At 37.9% G+C, this 22,328-nt stretch carries 24 protein-coding genes and 1 other RNA gene; 16 read left to right on the top strand and 9 right to left on the bottom strand.

From position 1 onward, the window contains the following. Positions 1 to 9: 9 nt before the first annotated feature. Positions 10 to 612 (bottom strand): Holliday junction resolvase RecU, encoded by a 603-nt coding sequence (recU, locus tag V7161_RS01635; protein WP_335441984.1) that lies wholly within the window; start codon positions 610 to 612, stop codon positions 10 to 12. A gap of 182 nt (positions 613 to 794) precedes the next feature. On the opposite strand from recU, the gene V7161_RS01630 reads away from it, so the two are divergent. From V7161_RS01630 to V7161_RS01620, 3 genes are all read left to right on the top strand, one after another. After that, positions 795 to 1,772 (top strand): DUF2515 domain-containing protein, encoded by a 978-nt coding sequence (locus V7161_RS01630; protein WP_335441983.1) that lies wholly within the window; start codon positions 795 to 797, stop codon positions 1,770 to 1,772. A 341-nt stretch (positions 1,773 to 2,113) separates the two neighbouring features. Continuing rightward, positions 2,114 to 2,389, top strand: coding sequence for a hypothetical protein (locus tag V7161_RS01625; protein ID WP_335441982.1), 276 nt, complete (start codon positions 2,114 to 2,116; stop codon positions 2,387 to 2,389). A 237-nt stretch (positions 2,390 to 2,626) separates the two neighbouring features. Continuing rightward, positions 2,627 to 2,980: a YppE family protein gene (locus V7161_RS01620; protein ID WP_335441981.1), complete on the top strand. Its 354-nt coding sequence runs from the start codon at positions 2,627 to 2,629 to the stop codon at positions 2,978 to 2,980. A 36-nt stretch (positions 2,981 to 3,016) separates the two neighbouring features. Here the strand turns inward: V7161_RS01620 and V7161_RS01615 are convergent, their stop codons facing one another. Both V7161_RS01615 and V7161_RS01610 read right to left on the bottom strand, forming a co-directional pair. Then, positions 3,017 to 3,226 (bottom strand): YppF family protein, encoded by a 210-nt coding sequence (locus tag V7161_RS01615; RefSeq protein ID WP_289985360.1) that lies wholly within the window; start codon positions 3,224 to 3,226, stop codon positions 3,017 to 3,019. A gap of 132 nt (positions 3,227 to 3,358) precedes the next feature. After that, positions 3,359 to 3,784 (bottom strand): hypothetical protein, encoded by a 426-nt coding sequence (locus tag V7161_RS01610; protein WP_335442033.1) that lies wholly within the window; start codon positions 3,782 to 3,784, stop codon positions 3,359 to 3,361. On the opposite strand from V7161_RS01610, the gene V7161_RS01605 reads away from it, so the two are divergent. Further along, positions 3,700 to 3,978: a YppG family protein gene (locus tag V7161_RS01605; RefSeq protein ID WP_335442029.1), complete on the top strand. Its 279-nt coding sequence runs from the start codon at positions 3,700 to 3,702 to the stop codon at positions 3,976 to 3,978. The genes V7161_RS01610 and V7161_RS01605 overlap by 85 nt on opposite strands. 39 nt (positions 3,979 to 4,017) lie before the next feature. On the opposite strand, the gene V7161_RS01600 is transcribed toward V7161_RS01605, so the two are convergent. Together V7161_RS01600 and V7161_RS01595 are read right to left on the bottom strand one after the other, a co-directional pair. Next, positions 4,018 to 4,503, bottom strand: a complete 486-nt coding sequence (locus V7161_RS01600) for an Hsp20/alpha crystallin family protein (RefSeq protein WP_335441980.1) — start codon at positions 4,501 to 4,503, stop codon at positions 4,018 to 4,020. Between the two features lie 107 nt (positions 4,504 to 4,610). Next, positions 4,611 to 5,309, bottom strand: coding sequence for a Crp/Fnr family transcriptional regulator (locus V7161_RS01595; protein ID WP_335441979.1), 699 nt, complete (start codon positions 5,307 to 5,309; stop codon positions 4,611 to 4,613). A gap of 172 nt (positions 5,310 to 5,481) precedes the next feature. Here V7161_RS01595 and V7161_RS01590 point away from each other — a divergent pair, with 172 nt between their 5' ends. The 8 genes from V7161_RS01590 to V7161_RS01550 all read left to right on the top strand — a co-directional run bounded on the left by V7161_RS01590 (position 5,482) and on the right by V7161_RS01550 (position 14,610). Beyond that, the gene (locus V7161_RS01590) at positions 5,482 to 7,773 is read left to right on the top strand and encodes a DEAD/DEAH box helicase (protein WP_335441978.1); all 2,292 of its coding nucleotides are present in this window, start codon (positions 5,482 to 5,484) and stop codon (positions 7,771 to 7,773) included. Positions 7,774 to 7,775: 2 nt separating this feature from the next. Then, entirely contained in the window at positions 7,776 to 9,041 is a 1,266-nt protein-coding gene (locus tag V7161_RS01585; RefSeq protein ID WP_335441977.1) for a ribonuclease H-like domain-containing protein, read from the top strand. Positions 9,042 to 9,414: 373 nt separating this feature from the next. Beyond that, positions 9,415 to 9,801, top strand: a complete 387-nt coding sequence (locus tag V7161_RS01575) for a CotD family spore coat protein (protein WP_335441976.1) — start codon at positions 9,415 to 9,417, stop codon at positions 9,799 to 9,801. A gap of 119 nt (positions 9,802 to 9,920) precedes the next feature. Continuing rightward, entirely contained in the window at positions 9,921 to 10,484 is a 564-nt protein-coding gene (locus V7161_RS01570; protein ID WP_335441975.1) for a DUF1273 domain-containing protein, read from the top strand. A gap of 66 nt (positions 10,485 to 10,550) precedes the next feature. Next, a complete protein-coding gene (gpsB, locus tag V7161_RS01565; RefSeq protein WP_223593414.1) occupies positions 10,551 to 10,853 on the top strand; it encodes a cell division regulator GpsB in 303 nt (100 codons plus the stop codon). A gap of 80 nt (positions 10,854 to 10,933) precedes the next feature. Next, an RNA gene (gene rnpB, locus V7161_RS01560) (RNase P RNA component class B) lies at positions 10,934 to 11,332 on the top strand. A 147-nt stretch (positions 11,333 to 11,479) separates the two neighbouring features. Then, positions 11,480 to 12,625 carry a THUMP domain-containing class I SAM-dependent RNA methyltransferase gene (locus tag V7161_RS01555; protein ID WP_335441974.1) on the top strand — a complete coding sequence of 382 codons (1,146 nt, stop codon included), beginning with the start codon at positions 11,480 to 11,482 and terminating at the stop codon, positions 12,623 to 12,625. A 59-nt stretch (positions 12,626 to 12,684) separates the two neighbouring features. After that, positions 12,685 to 14,610, top strand: a complete 1,926-nt coding sequence (locus tag V7161_RS01550; protein WP_335441973.1) for an ATP-dependent DNA helicase — start codon at positions 12,685 to 12,687, stop codon at positions 14,608 to 14,610. Between the two features lie 88 nt (positions 14,611 to 14,698). On the opposite strand, the gene V7161_RS01545 is transcribed toward V7161_RS01550, so the two are convergent. Beyond that, positions 14,699 to 14,851: a hypothetical protein gene (locus V7161_RS01545; protein ID WP_335441972.1), complete on the bottom strand. Its 153-nt coding sequence runs from the start codon at positions 14,849 to 14,851 to the stop codon at positions 14,699 to 14,701. A 124-nt stretch (positions 14,852 to 14,975) separates the two neighbouring features. Here V7161_RS01545 and V7161_RS01540 point away from each other — a divergent pair, with 124 nt between their 5' ends. Next, on the top strand, positions 14,976 to 16,475 hold the full coding sequence (locus tag V7161_RS01540; RefSeq protein ID WP_335441971.1) for a carboxypeptidase M32: 1,500 nt from the start codon (positions 14,976 to 14,978) through the stop codon (positions 16,473 to 16,475). After that, the gene (locus V7161_RS01535) at positions 16,472 to 17,386 is read left to right on the top strand and encodes a DMT family transporter (RefSeq protein WP_335441970.1); all 915 of its coding nucleotides are present in this window, start codon (positions 16,472 to 16,474) and stop codon (positions 17,384 to 17,386) included. The genes V7161_RS01540 and V7161_RS01535 overlap by 4 nt, the downstream gene beginning before the upstream one ends. A gap of 22 nt (positions 17,387 to 17,408) precedes the next feature. Here the strand turns inward: V7161_RS01535 and V7161_RS01530 are convergent, their stop codons facing one another. From V7161_RS01530 to V7161_RS01520, 3 genes are read right to left on the bottom strand one after another with little or no spacing between them, the layout of a single operon-like run. Continuing rightward, positions 17,409 to 19,067 (bottom strand): b(o/a)3-type cytochrome-c oxidase subunit 1, encoded by a 1,659-nt coding sequence (locus V7161_RS01530; RefSeq protein WP_335441969.1) that lies wholly within the window; start codon positions 19,065 to 19,067, stop codon positions 17,409 to 17,411. Next, positions 19,067 to 19,543, bottom strand: a complete 477-nt coding sequence (locus tag V7161_RS01525) for a cytochrome c oxidase subunit II (protein ID WP_335441968.1) — start codon at positions 19,541 to 19,543, stop codon at positions 19,067 to 19,069. The genes V7161_RS01530 and V7161_RS01525 overlap by 1 nt, the downstream gene beginning before the upstream one ends. 20 nt (positions 19,544 to 19,563) lie before the next feature. Further along, a complete protein-coding gene (locus tag V7161_RS01520) occupies positions 19,564 to 19,713 on the bottom strand; it encodes a cytochrome c oxidase subunit 2A (protein WP_223593390.1) in 150 nt (49 codons plus the stop codon). Between the two features lie 660 nt (positions 19,714 to 20,373). Here V7161_RS01520 and V7161_RS01515 point away from each other — a divergent pair. Next, the gene (locus tag V7161_RS01515) at positions 20,374 to 21,462 is read left to right on the top strand and encodes a type III polyketide synthase (RefSeq protein WP_335441967.1); all 1,089 of its coding nucleotides are present in this window, start codon (positions 20,374 to 20,376) and stop codon (positions 21,460 to 21,462) included. Then, entirely contained in the window at positions 21,463 to 22,032 is a 570-nt protein-coding gene (locus tag V7161_RS01510) for an isoprenylcysteine carboxyl methyltransferase family protein (RefSeq protein WP_335441966.1), read from the top strand. Positions 22,033 to 22,328 lie beyond the last annotated feature (296 nt).

Genomic DNA, 22,328 nt, shown 5'->3' with positions numbered 1-22,328 from the left:
CAAAAAAGGTTAAAGTGTATCTATTATTTTAATATAGTCAATTCTTGGATGATATCCAAGCGGTATGTAATGCCCTAGCTGTTTGATTTCTTCCATTGTAATCGATTTTCTGCCTCCATTAGCCATCCTATCCCAAAAAGAAAGGAGATGCTCAGCTTCAAGCAAATAAACTTTCTCATTTTTTGTAAAACGAAGGATGACGAAACAAATTCCTCCTTGGTTCATGACTTCTTCCATATGAGTTATTTGATGCTGATGGAAATTTTTTAATGGAAAAGAAGTTGAATTTTGTGTTTCCTTCGCTTCAAAATCAATATATTTTCCTTTATAAACGCCATTATAGTCGGTAGTAGAGGCTAGTTTAAAATAAGCCTCTTTTATAACAGCAGCACTTCTTTTTGGGTAATCCACCTGTACAATTTGCACTGGTGTTGGCTTTTTATGGATAACAGCTATTTTTCTTTCCCGATAATAATCATTTGTTTCATTCAGATCTTCCTCCAGTGTCATTCCTCTATTACTGTAGGAGCCGTTTTTTTTATTGCCTGCTGTCTTTTCTGATGGCAGCTCCTTAGTGATATACTTCTTCCCATTTGGATAGTTAAAATTCATACTAAACACACCTCACAAGCTAAACATATCATATCAAATTTGGAGAAAATGGGGTGAATAAAATGAATTTACATGCACAATCTAATAACAATTGTACCTTGATTGTCAAACAAAAGAACGAACCCATTTACAGTTCGATTCAAGGCTTATAATCTATTAAAACTCGTTAAGGGAAGATGAGTATGAATCATCTTACAATACAGGAAGAAACCATCATTCGTCAAATTCGAAGTGAAACATACAAGCGAAATATCGATAATATATCCAGAACTAATGCCTACTTTTCTTTTTTTAATAAAAATACGGATATTATATGGTCCTTCCTTGCCAGTATGGTTTCTCGGAATGGAGGATGGAACATGTGTGACCTGGAGGGGTCAGTCCTCCCTCATTTACTCACTCCGCAGGTTAGGAAACAGCTTTTTTTTACGTATGAAATGGCCAATTGGCTTATTTTCAATGACGTATTCCCACAGTTATTGCTCTATGAATATTCGACGAAAATCAACAAGCCCATGTTTCATTTACTTCCTAATTTTAATGTATCCACATTTATTCAAAAGGAATGGAATCGTTATTGGAAAGAAAGAGACAGAAAGAGGCTGACCACGGCTTTGATTATTAACGAGCAAAATGTCATCCAAAAGCCTGTCATTGAGCACCCAGTGTATAAGAAAAAGGTTTTTCGTTCGCTTATCTTTTCCTTTCAGGACTGGCTTCATTTTAGTTGTGTATTGTTCCCGACATGCGGAGGTGAGGTTTATGGGGCTAGTGTGTACGGATTTACTTCCCTTTCTAAGCGGATTGATTTAGGAAAGAGGCTTGCCAGCATTCTGTTTCATCCGCGTTTATTTCCTTATTTCTATGAATTCGCTGCAAAAACGGCGCATACAGGCTCAAGATATGACTATGAACAGTATTTTAAAGTTAAAACGAAACGAAATACCCCTTTATTAAGGGCAGTCTTTCCCGTAATTGAGCATGATCAGCATACCTGCACTGATTGGAGTCAGCATCGAAGGATTTCTCCAGCCTGGATGTATTTTCCTGCTCGCCATCGCCATCCCATACATCTAACTGATTGGTATTTCGTTAAATCAAATCAACTTCAATTATTGCTATCTCTCCAAAAAGTCCTCAACTTAAAAAAATTTGAATAAAAAAGCAAGGTGTAATTCCTTGCTTTTTCTTTGAAAATCTTATGTAGAAGGACGATCTGGACCCTCTAGCTTTTTATCACCGTAGCCAACATTTTTTCCTGATGCTGCTTGCTTCTGCTTGTTGGTTGGTTTATTCTTTTTTGGCATCTTAACACCTCCATGCTTAGCTTGTGCCGTTTTTTATTTTTCATTCGAACTTAGGAATGTGTCGAAATAATCTAAGTAAATTGCTATTTTGACACTTTCTTTGACGAATAGCTTCTAGTTTTGTCAAGGGGGAAGGAAGCCAAACAAAGAAAGAGAATTATACCTTATAGATTAAGCGAGGAGGGTTTTTTAATATGAATAAGCCAATGTCTGAAAAAGAAAAGCTGGTATTGATGCTGACTGAAATATACGATCAATTGGAAGAATTGGATTCTGTTCTTGAGGCATCTTTCTCCGACCTTCGCATTAGTTTAAACAAGGAAGAGCAAAGTAAAATAAATGATTCTGCATTGAAACTCTCATTCATAGAGAATAAAATCGATCAGGTAAACTTAGCATTTTTCGAAAACAGTCTTGAGTCAAGCAAAAACCCTGCTGCAAAACGGTTAGAACTTGAATTAGGTTTTTAATTACCGTTAAAATGAAAATAATGTGATAAAGTAGCAGCGAAAATCCATGCTGCTTTTTTATTTGTAGAAAAGGCTGTGTTAAGGTTATTGTTTATTTTGAAACTCTGTTGATTGGAGCGGAAGGCGCGAGACTCCTGCGGGAGGCTCCCCGCTCCGCCCGCGAACCGCTCGCGCCTGAAGCGTAAATCAACAGCCAAGTTTAACACAGTCGTAGAATATATAAGGGGTATTAGCAAAATGAAGACAGAAATTATCGACTTAACAGAAAAACTTTTACACTATAACCGCCTATTTCTAAAATACTATCAGGAAGGAAGAGAAAATGGCATTAGCTATGATTTTCATGAAACTGTTAAACCATTTTCAAATGAGGTAAGAGAAGTTAACGATCAGTGGAAAGATGCCATGAACGCATGGCTGAAAAATGAGTCGGTTAAACATATCCATCTTAAGCAAATTGATACGACGAGAGAGCATATTTCACAACTCTCAATACAATGTTTTTTTCCAGAAACTAGCAAGACAAGGTTTTTAAATACCCACCGAACAATTGAATATTTTCTTTTGGAAATTTTAAAAGTGAACAAATAGAAAAGAGATGCATTTTGCATCTCTTAAGTTTATAGATTAGGAATGTTCGATGAGGGAGTTTTCCTTATCAATTTCAGGAATAACCGCGCCTTGACTTTCAAGTTCGCGGACAAGAAGGCGATATTCTTTAATGCTAATTTCGTTATGAATATAGGCTTTCTTAGCAAAATCCATTAGTGCATTAACGTCATCTGTGGTGTAATCCCGACTTTGTATAAATCTGCTTTTTAATTCACGAATGTTCATATAAAGCTCCTCCTTCACCATTTTTTATATCGTATCACGAAAAAAAGAGATTTCTAGTTTTTAAAATATTTAAACTTTAGACAAAATTCACGGGATTTTGACATAGGTTGTCCCTTTGCATTTAATCACCTTTCACCCATATCCTTCATAAATTGTAGGAGAGATAAATGCGGAGGAGATGTTTGCCCATGTTTGGTAAAAGGCGGCCAAACCAATACTTTCATAATGGATATTCGGGGCAAATGATGCACCAGAGCCCGATTGGTCAGCAATGGAATCAGCCATATAATGTACGTACTCAACCCTTTCCATATCAGACTCCACCTGGAAATTATAATTGGAACGGATATCCAGAACCAAATCCTTATAACCCACAAGTTTTTCAGCAAATGGCCCAAAACTATCAACCTGGATTTGCCCCACAAAATATCCCATATCCGAACCAAAATTATTCACAAAAAGATTCACAATTCTTGTTCCAGAATCCATTGCAGCCACAGGAAGAAATGTATCACCAATACCAACCCAACCAATTTCAAGCCATGAATGGGTATCCAATGATGAACCCCTATCCTAAACAAAATGTCATACCTAAACAACCTGGCGGAATGAAATCCTTTATGAATTCCTTTAAATCACAGGATGGATCCGTTGATTTTAATAAGATGGTGAATACAGCAGGTCAGATGATGAATGCAGTCAACCAAGTTTCCTCGCTTGTCAAAGGATTTGGAGGAATATTTAAAGCGTAATAAAAGAGACGGNNCCGTCTCTTTTATTACGCTGTTAATTTAATCTTCAATCTCAATAACCTTGCCTTTTTCTTGTGGAATGCGAATTTGTAATAAACCATCTCGATACGATGCTTTAACCTTTTTTTCATTGATAGTCTGGGGCAGGGAAACCGTTCTTGAGGATTGCTGCCTAAACATTTTACGTGAATAAATTTGGTTAAGATCATCTTCCTGGGTTTCAATCTGGTTATTTTCCACAGAGATAGTTATATAGTTTTCCGTCATATTTAAATGAATCTGCTCTCTTTTTACACCAGGAAGTTCTGCAGTGATAATATATTCACTGTCGGTTTCTAAAGTTTCAACATGAAAGCCTGCCGTTGAAGGAAATGGATGTTTAAAAAACTCATCGATGGATTGTAAAAACCCCCTAATCGGCTTTTCAGTGAATAAGTCGTTCATTGATTTCACCAATTCACGAAAAGGTTCAGGTACGGGCTTTTTGGAGTTATTATTTTTATCACTCGGAAGCTTTGATGACATTTTGATACCCTCACTTTCGAAATTTCACATGATATCATATGAAATTGAGCCTGGGTGGGTGCAGTAAAAAAAAGCCGCAGCATTCTATTTTTGCTGCGGGCTGTTTTTTAGATTAAATTTATTTCTTTCATGAGAATTTCGATGTCTAAAATCATATTTCCGTCGTCGTCGACTTCAATTAATTCCTCTTTTTTCATTTTTGTCAGTGTCCGGCTTATGGTTTCTCTTGTTGTCCCAATCATATTGGCGAGATCTTTATTTGTGAATTCAGACCTTAGCAGAATCGTTCCATCCTCCAGTTCCTTTCCATGCTTCTGGGCAAGCCGAATTAGCAGTTTGACAATTTGTTCATATGTATTATTAAGAATTTGCTCTTCAAGCCGATTTTGCAGGTCAACGATCTTCTCACCAAGCACTTTAAAGACCTTAATGCAAAGTTCCGGATTTTCAATCAAAACGGATTCGAATTTGGATATGGGAACAGCAATAAGGGTCGACGGCTCAAGAACCTCTGCATAAGCAGGATAATCCCCTTTTCTAAAAAAACCGACATGGGGGAACATTTCCCCCTTCTTCGCAATGGCAACTATTTGTTCCCTCCCATTGACATCACTTTTGTAAATTTTGATTTTTCCATCATTAATAAAATAAACATTTTCCAGCGGGTCCCCCTGAAGAAAAACATGGCTTTGCCTTTTCCACTCTCTGGCAATGGCAATATCGGCAATTTTGTTTAATTCGAAATCATTTAACTCACGGAAAAGAGAGAAATCAGAAAGAACTCGTTTTATTTCATCTACTTTCATTTAATCACCTTCAAATTAAATTCAATTACTATTATTTTATCAAATTAAGGATTCAAAGTAATCTCTTTCTATATAAGGAAAAAGATTCAGACCAGGACGAAGAAAAAATTTTGTATATAATCTTTTGCAGCGAACGTTTATTCGCTAAAATAGAAGTAATGAGGTGAGAGTCATGTTGTTGAAAAAAAGCCTGCAAGATATTCTATCAGAATTAAAAATAAATGATGACTTTAAAGAGAATATTGTCAAATGGCATACCCTTGATGAAAAGCCTGCCCAAACAGTTTCGCTTCCCCAAGATTTACACCCTGTCTTAATACAATCGCTTCAAAGTAAAGGGATTGAGAAGCTTTATACGCATCAAAAAGCCGCCTATGAAAAGATTATGGAAGGTAACAGTATCGTAGCCGTTACACCGACTGCTTCAGGAAAAACCCTTTGCTATAATCTTCCAGTGTTGCAAACGATTCTTTCAAATCCAAATGCAAGGGCCTTATATATGTTCCCTACAAAAGCGCTTGCACAGGATCAAAAAAGTGAAATTAATGAATTTATTCAAGCGGCAGGTGTTGACATCAACAGCTATACGTATGATGGTGATACACCGGCAAATATTCGTCAAAGGGTAAGACAAGCTGGGCATGTCGTTATTACAAATCCTGATATGCTCCATTCAGCCATCTTGCCGCACCATACGAAATGGGTGTCTTTGTTCGAAAATCTTAAATTTGTCGTGATTGACGAACTCCATACCTATCGGGGCGTGTTCGGCAGCCATGTAGCCAATGTCATTCGACGGTTAAAACGGATTTGCCGTTATTACGGAAGTAATCCAGTATTTATTTGTACATCCGCAACGATTGCCAATCCACTTGATCTCGCGGAAAAATTAACAGAAGAAATCATGCACTTAATCGATAATAATGGGGCTCCGAGCGGCAGAAAGCATTTTCTCTTTTATAATCCGCCAATTGTGAACAAGCCCTTAAATATAAGAAGAAGTGCAACACTTGAAGTTCGAAAACTAGCTGGTCAACTGTTAAAAAATAAAATTCAAACAATAGTTTTCGCAAGAAGCAGGGTTAGGGTGGAAATTATTCTGACCTACTTGCAAGAATTAGTGAAAAATCAATTAGGCCCCAAATCGATTATGGGCTATCGAGGCGGCTATCTGCCTACAGAAAGAAGAAGGATTGAAAAAGGTCTTCGCTCCGGTGAAATTTACGGTGTTGTTAGCACAAATGCGCTTGAATTAGGAGTTGATATTGGCCAACTTCAGGTTTGTATTATGACTGGCTACCCAGGCACAATATCAAGTGCTTGGCAGCAGGCAGGCAGAGCTGGAAGACGGCATGGTGAGGCCCTGGTAATAATGGTAGCCAGCTCAAGTCCATTGGATCAGTATATCATCCAGAACCCAGACTATTTCTTTAATAAGAGTCCAGAAACGGCAAGGATTAATCCAGATAATTTGATCATTTTAATCGATCATATGAAATGTGCGGCTTATGAGCTTCCGTTTAAAGCCGATGAGCAGTTTGGCAGTGTTGGTACAGAGGAATTACTGGAGTATTTGACAGAAGAACGCGTTCTTTATCGAAATGGCGACAAATGGTATTGGATGAATGATTCATTCCCAGCCCATAATATTAGCTTGCGCTCGGCTTCGCAGGAAAATGTAATCATCGTCGATCAATCTGATGTGGCGAATGTGAAGGTTATTGGTGAAATGGACCGTTTCTCCGCGATGACCTTACTACATGATGAAGCTATTTATTTACACCAAGGGACTCAATTCCAGGTTGAAAAATTGGATTGGGAAGAGAAAAAGGCGTTTGTGAGAGAAGTAGACGTAGATTATTTTACCGATGCAAATTTAGCTGTTCAATTAAAGGTCTTAGAGGTAGATAAACTTAAAACAATGGACGATGCTGAAATTGGTTATGGTGATGTCAGTGTCAGGGCAATGGCAACGATTTTTAAGAAAATCAAGTTTGAAACCCACGAAAATATTGGCTCTGGTCCCATTCACCTCCCTGAGGAGGAACTTCATACGAATGCAGCCTGGATATCAATAAATAAACCTTTAGCAGAAATGGGCCATGATAGACTTGAGCAAGGTCTTGTGGGAACTGCCCATGCACTTGGGTCCATCGCTCCTTTATTTGTTATGTCCGATCCACAGGACATCCATGTGGTTCCGCAAGTCAAGGCTGACCATAATGAAAAACCGACCATCTTTTTTTATGATCGCTACCCAGGCGGGATAGGGTTAAGTGAAAAAATCCACAGCGGGATGGAAGTGGTTTTTGCAGAAACAAAAGAGATGATTAATCGGTGTCAATGTGAATCCGGTTGTCCGTCATGTATTGGTACGGAAACCGTTAGTGAATCCGCCAAAAAGGACGCCTTAAAAATTATTGATTCTTTTTTGCAGTCTTCTATTAGTGACAAGGAAGTGTGACAATGTCATTAAAAAATAAATTAAATCGGTTAAAGCCGCACCTTGCTAGCGGAAATCAGCCGAAAAAAATAGAAAAGCCGCCGATAGTTCCTACAATTGATGTGCCATTCAGGGAAAAATGGGCGGGCGAAAACATATTTCCATATTATATGGATCAGGATTATTGCTTAATCAGGGAAGTGAAATATCCAATTTCCGAGAAGCATGGGATTTATTATTTTCATGACTTTCTGACTGCAGTGGAACTATGGAACAAGCAGCCAGTTAATCATCCGTTATCCGCACAAGGCCATCAGCCTGAGGATTTATTCTTCTTTGATACCGAAACAACTGGACTAGGGGGAGGAACCGGAAATACTATTTTCCTATTAGGGTATGCAAGTTTCGTCGGGGAAGAACTAATCTTAAGACAGCATATTTTACCGCACCCAGGGGCGGAAGTTCCTTTATACCAAAGTTTTTTAGAAAAAGTGAATTATAAAACGCTTGTCACGTATAATGGGAAATCCTTCGATTGGCCGCAGGTAAAGACGCGTCATACTCTTGTAAGAGAACATGTCCCAAAACTTCCGGCTTTTGGACATTTTGATTTATTCCATGCTGCCAGAAGGCTATGGAAGCACAAAATAGAAAAGATGAAGCTGACTGTCGTGGAGAAAGAGATTCTAGGGGTTGAACGGGTAGACGATATCCCTGGATTTTTGGCTCCAATGATTTATTTCGATTTTGTTGAAAGTAAACAGCCAGAAGGGATGCTAGGAATATTAAAACATAATGAAATCGATATTTTGTCATTGATCACATTATATACTCATCTAACTTTTCAAATCTGCGGAATTGACGAGAAGCAAACGAGATCAGAATCCTTTGAAATTGGTCGATGGTTTGCGGGCTTAGGGGAGAAAAGGGAAGCGGAAAAGGTATTAAAAAAGCTTGTTGAAGGCAGTGATTTCCCTTCATATCAAGCAAAACTTGCTCTCGCTTTGCAGCATAAAAAAGACCAGAATTGGGAAATGGCTCGGAAATTGTTTGCCGATGTTGTCGATTCCAAGGATGAAAAATTAACGCTTGAGGCATGCTTAGAGCTTGCTAAAATTTATGAGCATAAAGTCAAAGATTATAAGAGTGCTATTTTTTATTGTCATGAAGCGATTTTAATCGTTACTCAAACTTCCAAGCTTCCTAAATTAACTGGTGAGTATTCCTATGAACAGCTTAAAAAAAGAAGTGAACGGTTAGAACGAAAATTAGCAAAATTTCCTGGGTAAGCGCAATTTTCGCCAAAAAATGTAATAACTCTCCTCTTTTCGTCATGCTTCGATATGCTGTCGCAAAATCTTAAAAATTTATTTTTAAAAAATCATTTTTCCATATTGTTAATCATAGTTGAAAAGGGTAAAATGTTAAATTGTGTTGAGTTAAAACATGATAGAAACAATATGGAGTGGTAATATGTATAAAGCAATTTTGTTTGCCTTTTTTGTAGTTGTTTGTTTAACTGCCTTTGTTTTTACGAATTTAAAAGATAGCTTTTATTCGTTTTTATAAGATTTGCAAAAATAGGTATTTTCCTTAGTACAAGAGTAATCCCTTTTACATAGGCTGTTAATGTAAACACAATATTCGAAGGGAGATTACAAAATGTATTTAGGAACTAATTTTACGCCGCCAGTCATTCATCCGACTCAGAACTTTGTGAACCATACGTTCTCAACTACAGTGGTACCGCACATTCATCCAGTACACACTACAACTATAAATCATCATATGTTCCAACATAAACATTACTGTCCGCAGACTGCATCATGTGCTGAAGAGGTATGTAACCAGCACATTAATTGCTGCAACCCATGTGCACCAGTAATGCCAGCAACATTGCCAGCATCGAATGCACTACCGAATGTTGTACCGGGAGCAGGTGCTCCAGGATTTGGCCCAGGAGGTCCAGGATTTGGCCCAGGAGGTCCAGGATTCGGCCCAGGAGGTCCAGGGTTCGCTCCAGGACCGTTTATGGGACCTAGACCTTAGGGGTCATTGCTAATTACAGGGGCTTTTAAGCCCTTGTTTTTTTTATTGTTTACTATATGTTATGCTTTGTTTAAAAAAATGTTTGTCCATTTTTAAATTTTTTAATGAGGAGAACTTCCTTGAATAAAGTATTGGCAATTTCAGGTTATAAGCCCTTTGAATTAGGTATTTTTAAAAATGACCACCCGTCAGTTTTCTATATAAAAGTGGCCATTAAAAAGGCCTTAATGCCAATGGCAGAAGAAGGGTTAGAATGGGTGCTCATTAGCGGCCAGCTTGGAGTGGAATTGTGGGCAGCCGAAGTTGTGTTTGAAATGCAATCAGAATTTCCTGAATTAAAGCTTGCAGTCATAACACCATTTTTGGACCAACAAGTATCCTGGAATGAAACTAATAAGGAATGGTATGAATCTATACTCGCTCAAGCTGATTTTATTGATTCGGTTACAAAAAAAGGCTATGAAAAACCTTGGCAATTCCGGCTAAAGAATCAATTTTTTATTGAAAAAAGCGATGGTATGCTTCTCCTTTACGACCATGAAAAGGAAGGAAGTCCCAAATATTTATATGAATTAGCGCAGCAATATCAAAATAATCAATTGTATTCAATTAACCTGATTACCTTTTATGATTTGCAAATGATTGTGGAGGAAGAGCAATTAAAGCGAACGGATTATGAATAGATTGACAAAAACACTAATTTTTGAAAAAATAATAGGTAATGATTGGCTAAACTTGAGGTGATTTGAATGCTGTCAGATAAAGTGAAATTAACAGCTAAGGATATTTTAGAAAAAGAGTTTAAGACTGGAGTACGTGGTTACAAACAAGAAGATGTTGATAAATTTTTAGATTTAATTATTAAGGATTATGCAACGTTTCATCAGGAAATTGAAGATCTTCAACAAGAGAATTTGCGTTTACGCAAACAGCTTGAGGATACGTCTAAAAGACAGCCTGTTGCCCAACCTGCAGGGACAACCAATTTTGATATTCTAAAACGTCTGTCCAATCTTGAAAAGCATGTTTTTGGCAACAAACTTTACGATTAACAGATTTTACGACATTTCCTAATAAAAACCATTGAATAAACATCATGAAATACATATAATAAGAAATGTCATCATTAATGACGTTCGGGTAATCGCTGCAAGGAGCTATTGCAACTTGTAGAGGAAAGTCCATGCTCGCACGGGCTGAGATGTCCGTAGTGTTCGTGCCTAGTGAAATCATAAGCTAGGGCAGCAGGGCGAAACGCCTTGTTGACGGCCGGAAAAATACCTAAGTCCAATTGGATATGGTATGAGTACCTATAAAAGTGCCACAGTGACGATGCCTTTCTAGAAATGGAAAGGGTGGAACGGGTAAACCCCACGAGCGAGAAACCCAAATAATGGTAGGGGCACTTTCTCTTAGGAACTGAACAAGGAGAAGGACAGATTCATCCGAATCTGTAGATAGATGATTACCACCTCAGTACGAGACATAACGGTCGTTTGAAGTACTTTGGTACAGAACATGGCTTACAGAACGTTATTAATGGGAATGTAAAGAGCATATATAACGGCCTTCCTTTTAAGGAGGGCTTTTTATATGTTTCGATAGACTCTGAATTTTTCAGCGATTTTAGCCAATAATGGATACTGTATAATTATGTGAGAGAGTTAAGGGTGAAAAAATGGGTAAATATCAACTAATAGCAACTGCTGCTATGGGGCTCGAAGCATTAGTAGCGAAAGAAGTGCGAGCTCTTGGCTATGAATGTCAAGTAGAGAATGGGAAAGTTACATACACGGGGGACGAATCTGCTATAGTCAGAAGCAACTTATGGCTTAGAACCGCTGACCGGATTAAGATTAAGGTTGGTGAATTTAAAGCCTTTACCTTTGATGAATTATTTGAAAAGACTAAGGCCCTGCCATGGGAACAATTCCTGCCAGAGGATGCGGAATTTCCAGTCATTGGGAAGTCGGTTAAATCAAAGCTCTTTAGTGTTTCAGATTGTCAGGCGATTGTAAAAAAAGCTATTGTTGAGCGGATGAAAAAACATTATAAAAGGAATTCCTGGTTTGAGGAAAGCGGGGCATTGTATCGGATTGAAGTAGCGTTATTAAAGGATGTCGCAACGATCACAATTGATTCCAGCGGTCAGGGGCTGCATAAACGCGGCTACCGTACGGATCAAGGGGAGGCACCACTTAAAGAAACTCTAGCAGCAGCACTGGTTATGTTGACGAATTGGCGGCCTGAACGGCCCTTTATTGACCCGTTCTGCGGTTCAGGCACGATTCCAATCGAAGCAGCAATGATTGGTCAAAATATCGCACCGGGTTTTAATCGAGAGTTTGTTTCAGAAGGGTGGAAATGGATTCCAGCCAAAGTTTGGGATAATGCCCGAAATGAAGCAGAAGATCTTGCCAAATACGATCAGCCTCTCGACATTACCGGATCAGATATTGATCATCGGTTGGTTAAAATTGCTCAAGAGAATGCTTTTGAGGCTGGGTTTGCTGACTTAATTCAATTTAAGCAAATGCAAGTTAAGGATATATCTACAAATAAAGAATATGGTACGATCGTCGGCAACCCTCCATATGGTGAAAGACTTGGTGAGAAAAAAGCAGTCGAGCATATGTACAAAGAAATGGGACAGGCGTTTCAAAAACTTGATACGTGGTCCATTTATATCCTTACTTCTAATGAAGAGTTTGAACAGTCTTATGGTAAGCCGGCAACAAAGAAAAGAAAATTGTTTAACGGTTTTATCCGAACAGACCTTTATCAATATTGGGGGAAAAAGCCTCCGCGTCTAAGTGAGTCTTAAATTTAACAAACAACTTTTATAAGCGTCGTCTAGGGCGCTTTTCTTTTTGGAGGGTTAACATGCAACAAGGACTACCGTTTGAAGTTTCGAAATCGGAATCATTTTATGATAAGTTGAGTGAATGGATTGGCGATTTATTTTATGATATTTTGCCGGAAGCCGGCTTTGAGCTACGTGATGAACAAATTTATATGGCTTTCCAGCTTGAAAAAGCTTTCAAGGATAAAAAGGTGATGTTTGCGGAAGCGGGTGTAGGAACAGGAAAAACGATCGTTTATTTACTTTACGCCATTATGTATGCGCGTTATACAAATCGTCCTGCCATTATTGCCTGTGCGGATGAGACTTTAATTGAACAGCTTGTCAAAAAAGAAGGTGATATTGCTAAATTAGAAAAGGTACTAGGTCTGGAGGTTGATGTGCGCCTGGCAAAATCCCGGGACCAATATTTATGTCTAAAGAAGCTGGACCTTGCAAGGGGTGACGATTACTCAGAAGGTATTGCCAATATTTATGAACAATTGCCTGATTTTGTTCATGCCAGTGGTACCATGCAGAATTTTGAGAAGTACGGTGACCGGAGGGATTATCCGGCATTGTCAGATGAGCATTGGGGGAAAGTCAATTGGGATGCCCTTCAGGATTGTTTTTCATGTGAAAAACGCCATCGCTGCGGCCTGACATTACACCGGGAATTTTACCGGCATGCTAAGGATTTAATTATCTGCTCACACGATTTTTATATGGAGCATATATGGACAAAAGAATCACGAAAGCGTGAAGGACAATTGGCCCTCCTGCCAGAACATTCGGCTGTCGTCTTTGATGAAGGTCATCTACTCGAATATGCTGCACAAAAAGCCTTGAGCTACCGTTTTACTGATTATACATTAGAGACGTTGCTTACCCGGTTAATGGAAAATGAAGTTCGAGAAAAAACCTTATATACGATTGAAGAAGCATTACTAGAAAACGAAGCATTTTTTGATGCGATATCAAGCTTCTCCTCCTATTCGCAAGGATCCGAAAAACAGATAATTACTAAACATGCATTAGTATTAAAAACCTGCCGGAAATTACTTTCTACCCTTCAAACATTAGAAGAAGAGCTGGTGTTTGAGAGTGAATTATATGTAATAAATGAATATGACTTAAAAATTGTTGAGGAATATTTAGAGCAAATTACTCATTCATTATCGCTTTTTCTCCAAGAAGTAAATGGAATTACTTGGTTTGAAGAAAATGCAGGGGAACGGACGCTTGTCATTATGCCTAAAATGGTTGAAACGGTAATGAAGGAGGAGGTTTTCTCGCAGAAAAAACCATTTATTTTTTCATCGGCAACCTTGGCTAATCAAAAATCGTTCGATTATATAGCTGCAAGCCTTGGAGTTCAAGATTATTTATCCTTTTCAGTCGCTTCGCCGTTCGATTATGAGGAGAAAATGAAGGCATATCTTCCAAACTTCAAGAATGAAACAATCAATGGAAAAATAGATTATCTAATCACTCAAATTATGGAATCACAAGGACGAGCACTGGTTCTTCTTAATACAAAGGAAGAAATGATGCTGCTAAAACAAAGATTAAAAGGCACAATTCCGTATCCCGTTTATTTCGAAGGGGATGAAGAGATCAGCACCCTTGTTTCAAAATTTCAAAATGACGAACATGCGGTCCTTTGTTCTATTCATTTATGGGAAGGACTTGACATTCCAGGCAGATCACTTGAAAATGTATTGATTTTTTCACTGCCTTTTCCTCCTCATGATCCTGTCTTTACGGCAAAAAGAGAGGGAGTTGTGGATCCTTTTTCAGAGGTAGATTTACCATATATGCTGCTTCGCTTGCGGCAGGGAATTGGGCGATTAATTAGAAGTGAACAGGATAAGGGAACAGTTCATATTTTATTAGATGAAAACATGGACAACAACGTTTTAACAAAAATAAAAGAGGTTTTACCAACTAAGGTAATAGAGGAATAAGAAAACGGAAGCACCCAATTAACGGTGCTTCTGTTTTAATTACGTCCGAGTAATCTAAGTCCTTTTTAATAGAAAAAATCCGCAAAGTTTAGCTTTGCGGATTTTTTTCCTTATTAGCAGTTTGATCATAACAATCAAAACAATAAATCTTTTTTTTCTCGGTTACAACTCCGTTTAAAAATCCATCCAAACAATAAATCTCTTTTTCACAGCCAATACAGGTGCCAACCAGTTCTGTCATCGTTCCCCTCCTTAAAATTATTTTACAACAGAATTCGATTCTGTTGTTTTTTTTATAACTTTATTGGCAACTATTTTTCAGAAAAATATGATAAAATTTAAACTGATGGAAAGGGGGAAGTACCATGACTGCACATTTAGAAAAAGAATTTTTAGAGCATGTAAAAAAAATGTCTGCCTACAATGAAGCAATTGGTTTAATTTATTGGGATTTACGTACTGGTGCTCCGAAGCAAGGGGTGGAACAAAGATCAGAAGTAATTGGAATGTTATCATCCGAAGTCTTTAAAATGTCCACTTCCGAAGAAATGGCCGCCTACATAGCAAGTTTAACAAATGCAGAGATACCTGAATCGACTAGAAAAATTCTTGAAGAATGTAAAAAGGAATATGAACGCAACAAAAAAATTCCTGCTGAAGAGTATAAAGAGTTTGTTATCCTTCAATCAAAAGCAGAAAGCATTTGGGAAGAGGCAAAAGAAAAGGCAGACTTTGATTTATTTAGACCTTATTTAGAGAAATTAGTGGACATGACAAAACGATTCATTTCCTATTGGGGATATGAAGGCAACAAATATAATGTGTTACTAGATATGTTTGAACCGGGGATTACAACAGATGTATTGGACAATGTATTTGGTGAACTAAGGGAAAAAATTGTCCCCCTGGTCAAAGCAATTTCAGAAGCTGCCAATAAACCTAAAACCGATTTTATATTAAAAGACTTTAAGAAAGAAAAACAACGTGAATTCAGCTTGGATATCCTTGAAAAAATGGGTTATAACTTTAATGCAGGAAGGCTGGACGAAACTGTACATCCTTTTGCCATTGGTCTTAATCCTGGGGATGTCCGTGTAACAACAAAATATGATGAAAAGGATTTCCGGACTGCGGTTTTTGGAACGATTCATGAAGGCGGCCATGCTTTGTACGAACAAAATATTTCAAAAGACTTGGTAGGCACTCCGTTATGTTCTGGAACGTCCATGGGAATTCATGAATCGCAATCTCTTTTCTATGAAAATATCGTAGGTCGGAGCTTTTCTTTTTGGAAACATAATTACGAACTGTTAAAGAAATATGCAAGTGGTCAGTTTAATCATGTTGAAATAGAAGAGTTTTATCGTGCGATAAATGAGTCAAAGCCTTCATTCATACGAATTGAAGCGGATGAATTAACCTACCCGCTGCATATCATCATCCGGTATGAGATTGAAAAAAGGCTATTTAATGACGAAATCGAAGTCTGTGACTTGCCGAAGGTTTGGAATGACTTGTATGAGGAATACTTAGGAATCCGTCCCATAAATGATGCCGTTGGAGTTCTTCAAGATGTTCATTGGGCAGGAGGCAGCTTTGGATATTTTCCCTCCTATGCATTAGGATATATGTATGCGGCTCAATTTAAGCATAAAATGCTCGAGGATCTCCCAAATTTTGATCAATTGCTGGAAGAGGGAAATTTGCTTCCGATTAAAGAGTGGCTGACAAGAAATATCCACCAATATGGGAAAATGAAAAAACCTTTAGAAATTTTACATGACGTGACTGGTGAAGGGCTGAACGCTAAATACTTAATCGAATATCTCTATGAGAAGTATGGAAAGGTTTATCAGTTACATTGAAGAAGTCGATTCCGATTGTACTGATTTCCACTAGTGCAGCCTTGTGGGGAATTATTGCAATTTTCATTAGAAAACTCTCTAATTTTGGCTTTTCCCCAATGGAAATTGTGACATTGCGGGTTATCACTGCTGCGTCATTACTAGGATTACTTGGGGTATTTCAATATCGCAGCCAATTAAGAATCGCGTATAAGGATCTCTCGCTATTTATTGGCACAGGGCTTTGCAGCATTGTCTTATTTAATTGGTGTTACTTCTCTGCTATTAATCAAATGAATTTATCGATTGCTGTAATTTTACTGTATACAGCTCCTGCCTTTGTCACAGTATTATCCTACTTTTTTCTAAAAGAAAAAATGAATTCGATCAAGCTCATTTCAGTTACAGGAACGATAGTAGGTTGTATATTGATAGCAGGGCTTAATTTAAATGATACGGCATCCATTAGTGGTGCGGGACTCTTGACGGGACTGGGAGCAGGTTTCGGCTATGCGCTTTATAGTATTTTTGGGAAGTTTGCTCTGAAGAAATATCCACCCTTTACTGTTACGTTTTATACCTTTGTTGTTGCTGCTATTAGTTTGCTGCCTTTAACTGGATTATGGACTAAGGTGGATATCCTTATGAATGGTGATGTTGTCTTTTATGCTATTGGGTTGGGCGTGTTTCCAACCGTTCTTGCTTATTTACTTTATACTAAAGGCCTTGAGGATATCGAAACAAGTAAAGCGGCCATTATTGCCACAGTCGAGCCAGTTGTTGCGACCCTTTTAAGTGTTTTTGTATATAATGAAAATTTTGGTGCCATTCAAGGCATAGGCTCTACCATCATTCTTTTATCTGTTTTATTCATTAATCTTCCAGTTGGCTTCGAACGAAGGATTCAAAAAGGAAAGGCTTCAATCAAATGATTGAAGCCTTTTTTTCTTATTTTTACCACGTTTTGAACCCTTTTGATCCAGGCGGTGCATTTTGAATAATATCAATAAATGGTATCGTGTAAGCGAAAAGGATTAGGGCTGCAGTGATGCCAAGCCATAACTTCCAGTTTTCGAATACCATTGGAGCTGCTTCCTGTGGATTTTCTGCTTCACCAACAGGGAATTCTTCCTCACCTTTTGGAGCAAAGAATGCTAGATTAATGAAGATAATTAAAACTAGGATAATCCCTAAGAATAAAATCGATCCGCCAACTGCTTGGGCAATTTGATAAGGAATCCATTCAGCCGCCTGCTTTGCTCCTCCATAAGTGGAGAAGGCAGAACGTCTAGGCCCGCCAAGCAAGCCTTCGAAGTGCATAGCGCCGGACATGAAGACCATACCAATAAACCAAACCCAGCCCTGGATAATACCTAATTTATTCATCGCTTTTGTTAATTTGCGTCCTGTTAAATGAGGAATTAGCCAATAGGAAATTCCAAAGAACGTTAATATCACAGAGGTTGCTGCTGTTAAATGAAAGTGCCCAGTAATCCAAATCGTATTGTGAACGACTTGGTCCATTTGGTTTGAAGCATTGATAATACCGCCTGCACCCGCAGGGATGAAGGAAGACATTCCAATGAATGGAACTGTAAAACGTGCATCTCCCCAAGGAAGAACTCTAAACCAGCCAAAAAGCCCTGTTGCCCCTTTAGAACGGCCATACCTCTCAAACGTCGCAAACAATGAGAAAGCTGTCATTAAGGAAGGAATAACAACCATAAAGGTTAATACTACTTGGAAAAACTTCCAAGCTGGATCAATTCCCGGTTCTGTTAATTGGTGATGGAAACCAACCGGAATAGAGAAGAGCAGGAACAAGATAAACGATAATCTAGCTAATGAATCTGAGAAAATTTTTCCGCCAATAATTTTTGGAATAATAGTATACCAGCACATATACGCAGGCAATAACCAAAAATAAACCAACGGATGTCCGAAATACCAGAACAAAGTACGGCTGACTAAAACATCAACTGTATCAACTAATCCAAGAGACCATGGAAGCAATTGGAATAAAACGGTTGCCGCTACCCCTAAAGTAGCAACGATCCAAAGGACGGTATTAATAACGGCCATAAAGCTTAATAAAGGGCTTGGTTTTCCAGGATTATTTTTCCGCCATTTGGCATAGGTCATTATTTGTGCGGCACCATCGATCCAGCTGCCGACCACAACAAGAGTCAATCCTAAGTAAAAAATCCAATGTGCCTGAAGCGGAGCGTAGAAAGTATATAGGACACTTGCTTTATTAAGCAAAACCATGGTCGCAGCCAGTGCTGTTCCAGCAGTCATGGTCCAAAAGCCAATCCAGCCGGTGCGTCTAGCCGCATTGGAATGGGTTCCGGCTGTTCGGCTTACTGCCGCATATTGGAATCCCATAATAAAGAATGTTGTTAAAACCAGTCCCATCATGACACCGTGAACGGTTAGAATTTGATAATAACCGATTCCGCCAGGAAGTTCATATTTACCAGAACGGACTAGCGTTTGCAGCAACCCCATTAGTCCTCCAAGAGCTAGGGCAATAAATGCCACATAAAAATGCGCCATTGAAAGCTTTGCATCACGCGGGTCAACTTTTATTTTTGAAACTGCTGAGTTAACCATTATTCTACCACCTCAATCTTCGAGCTCATTAAATGGTGACCTGCACCACAATATTCATTACATACAATTAAATACTCGCCAGCTTTATCAAAAGTTGTCGTATATTCGCTGACATAACCAGGTTCAAGCATCATGTTTATATTGGTTCCAGCCACTTCGAAGCCGTGAACCACATCTTTAGTAGTAGCGATTACTCGTACCTTCGCTCCAAGCGGCACTTTAACTTGAGCAGGATTATAAGAGAAAGCTTGTGCTACATAGACTAATTCATAATCCCAATCTTTTCCCTCTACTTTATGTAATCCTGGTTTGTCAAACGGTTTTGTTTTATCCACCTTTTCTGAATTAACAGTTGTCAAACAGCTAGGCGGCTTATTCCCTAAATAGAAGGCGCTTACCCCCACGACTGATAAGAAAAAAATAAGACAAGTAATACCGAAAATCAGCCAAATTTTTTCAAATTTATGCATATGCATAATTGTTTCCTCCTTAAATTTTAAAAACGTTCAACGAATAAATAGTAGACACTGACCCAAGTGATAATAATAAAGAATCCCAAAAAGAAAACAGATGCGAGTGTCCCCTTGAGAGAAGAGCTGTCTTCTATTTCAGTCTTATGTTTTGTTTTTAGTTCCGCCTTCGCCATCCCCTTGCACTCCCTTCAGATAATGAAATGATAAATTTATTAGTTCTCCTTCATAATACAAAACAATTTTGAAAGTAAAATATGAAATTTCGAAATTCACAAATTGTTCATTCCTTAGATATCTACTATGTTAATGTTATAAACTTGATGTAACAGTGATTTATGTCACAAAAGCCCGCTTGTAATTGTGACTAAAATGTGAATAATCACATCTAACCTGTGATAAAAGTAATTGATTAATAGCTTATTTGTGAAAAAATGAACAAATTTAAAAGGTAGTCACAAAATGGAAAATAGAAAATAAGATAAAATCAAATACCTAATTTTCCTTCAGAAAAGAGCGTGTTTTTTGTGGAAAAGTATTATTGTGAGAATTGCCGCCTTCTTTACGATGAGGTCGAAATTTGCAAGATTTGCGGATCTATAGCCAATAAAAAAATTAAAATTGAAGTTCAAAAGCAGCCAGATAAACAGTAAATTGGAAATGTTTATGCAATGTACGAAAACCATTTCCGAGTTATAATAAGAGAGCACAACAACAACCTTCAAAACGTTTGCTTCTCCTAATTGGGGAAGCTTTTTTTTTATCATTTTTTCTCATCGCATAATTTTCTTGTCTGCTGGAAAAAATACCCTTACATATGTCGAAGGAGAATGATAATGCCTACGATTATTTCCATTGCAGAGGCAATTCCCCCATTTGAAATCAAACAAGAACAAGCATCGAAATTCGCGCGTCAGCTCTTTAGCGATTCATTTAGGGATATTGAACGATTATTAAAAGCGTTTCAAAATGGTCAAATTGAAAAAAGACATTTTGTAAACGATATTGTATGGTTCCAAGAGAATCATTCTTTTGAGGAAAAGAATAATGCTTATATCGAGTCTGCCACTACACTTGGTATCGAAGCTATCGAAAAGTGTTTAAAAAATAGTGTTTTTCTAAAGGAAAATATTCCTTATGAAGAAATTGACGCTATTTTTTATATTTCTACAACTGGTATCGCCACACCAAGCGTTGAAGCAAGAATCATGAATTCCTTGCCATTTCGTTCCCAAACGAAGAGGGTGCCAATATGGGGATTGGGCTGTGCTGGAGGGGCTGCAGGTTTATCTAGGGCATTTGAATACTGTTTGGCCTTTCCAAACGCAAAAGTTCTTGTTCTTTCTGTTGAGTTATGCAGCCTGACCTTCCAGCGTAATGACCTATCCAAAAGCAACTTAATTGGGACTTCTCTATTTGCTGATGGCGTTGCTTGTGCATTGATTTGTGGTGATAACGTGAACATGGCGGGTATTAAGAAAAAGGCGGCATCACCGATGATCCTCACCACACAATCCATGTTGATGCCTAATTCTTTGGATGTGATGGGCTGGGACGTTAAAAATTCTGGATTGTATGTCGTATTCTCACGTGATATCCCCCATATCATTGAAGATTGGCTAAAGCCTAATGTTAGTGGATTCTTGGAGGAGAACGATTTGACCATTGAGCAAATTGACTATTTTATCGCCCATCCTGGTGGAAAAAAAGTTATTGATGCCTATGTTAGGTCATTAGAAATTCCCTCAAAAATGACGGAAGTATCACTTGAAGTATTAAAACAGTATGGGAATATGTCCTCGGCAACCGTTTTATATGTTTTAAAGCGTTATATGGAAATGGATATTTCTGAAGGATCAATTGGGCTCTGCACCGCCCTTGGTCCAGGATTTAGCTCAGAATTACTTCTATTGAGGTGGAATTAAATGAAGGATTTCCTTCCTTTTACACTGTTTTTTAGCTTCATCATACTTCAACGGATTGTGGAAGTCCTGGTTGCGAAAAATAATGAATCTTGGATGAAGCAGCGAGGAGCCATTGAATTTGGTGAAAAACATTACCGATTTATGGTGCTGATGCACAGCTTGTTTTTTATCAGTTTATTATTGGAAAAGCTGTTATTCAATCGAGGATTCTCTACTGTGTGGCCTTGGGTTCTCATGATATTTGTTCTTGCCCAGTTTTTTAGAATTTGGGTAATCGCTTCATTAGGGAGATTTTGGAATACAAAAATAATTGTCTTACCAGATGCTCCAGCCATTCGCAAAGGTCCTTACCGTTATATGAGGCATCCGAATTATTTTGTTGTGACAATCGAATTTTTAGTTATTCCAACCTTATTTTCTGCCTATTTGACAGCCTGCTTTTTTACGATTTTTAATGCTATTATGCTGGCTATCCGAATTCGCGAGGAAGAAAATGCTCTAAAAAATTTAACAGAATATGAAGGAACATTTAAGGACTGCCATCGTTTTATTCCAAAGTTTGTTAAATAATTGTGACAATTCATAAGAGATATTGAAAATCATTATCAGCTATGTTACTATTTAATTAACGATGAAAATCATTCTCAGCTGAGAGTCTGATAAGGAAGGTGTTACATATGACTTTTGCTTTTGTGGGCGGGACCGTTTTAATTTATGCATTTGTCATGAAGCACGTTTTAAAAAATGTTACACATTAATAGAATTTTTAAAAAAACCAAGCTGAATGCCTTGGTTTTTTATTTTGTCTGAATCTAAAATAACTATGGTTAGTTAATTGACTGTGTCAGCTAACTGGCCTGTTGATT

The organism is Neobacillus drentensis, from assembly GCF_036965425.1.
Lineage (GTDB): Bacteria > Bacillota > Bacilli > Bacillales > Cytobacillaceae > Neobacillus > Neobacillus drentensis_F.
Note: the sequence above shows the minus strand (reverse complement) of the source record. Positions and strands in the feature narration are given on the sequence as shown.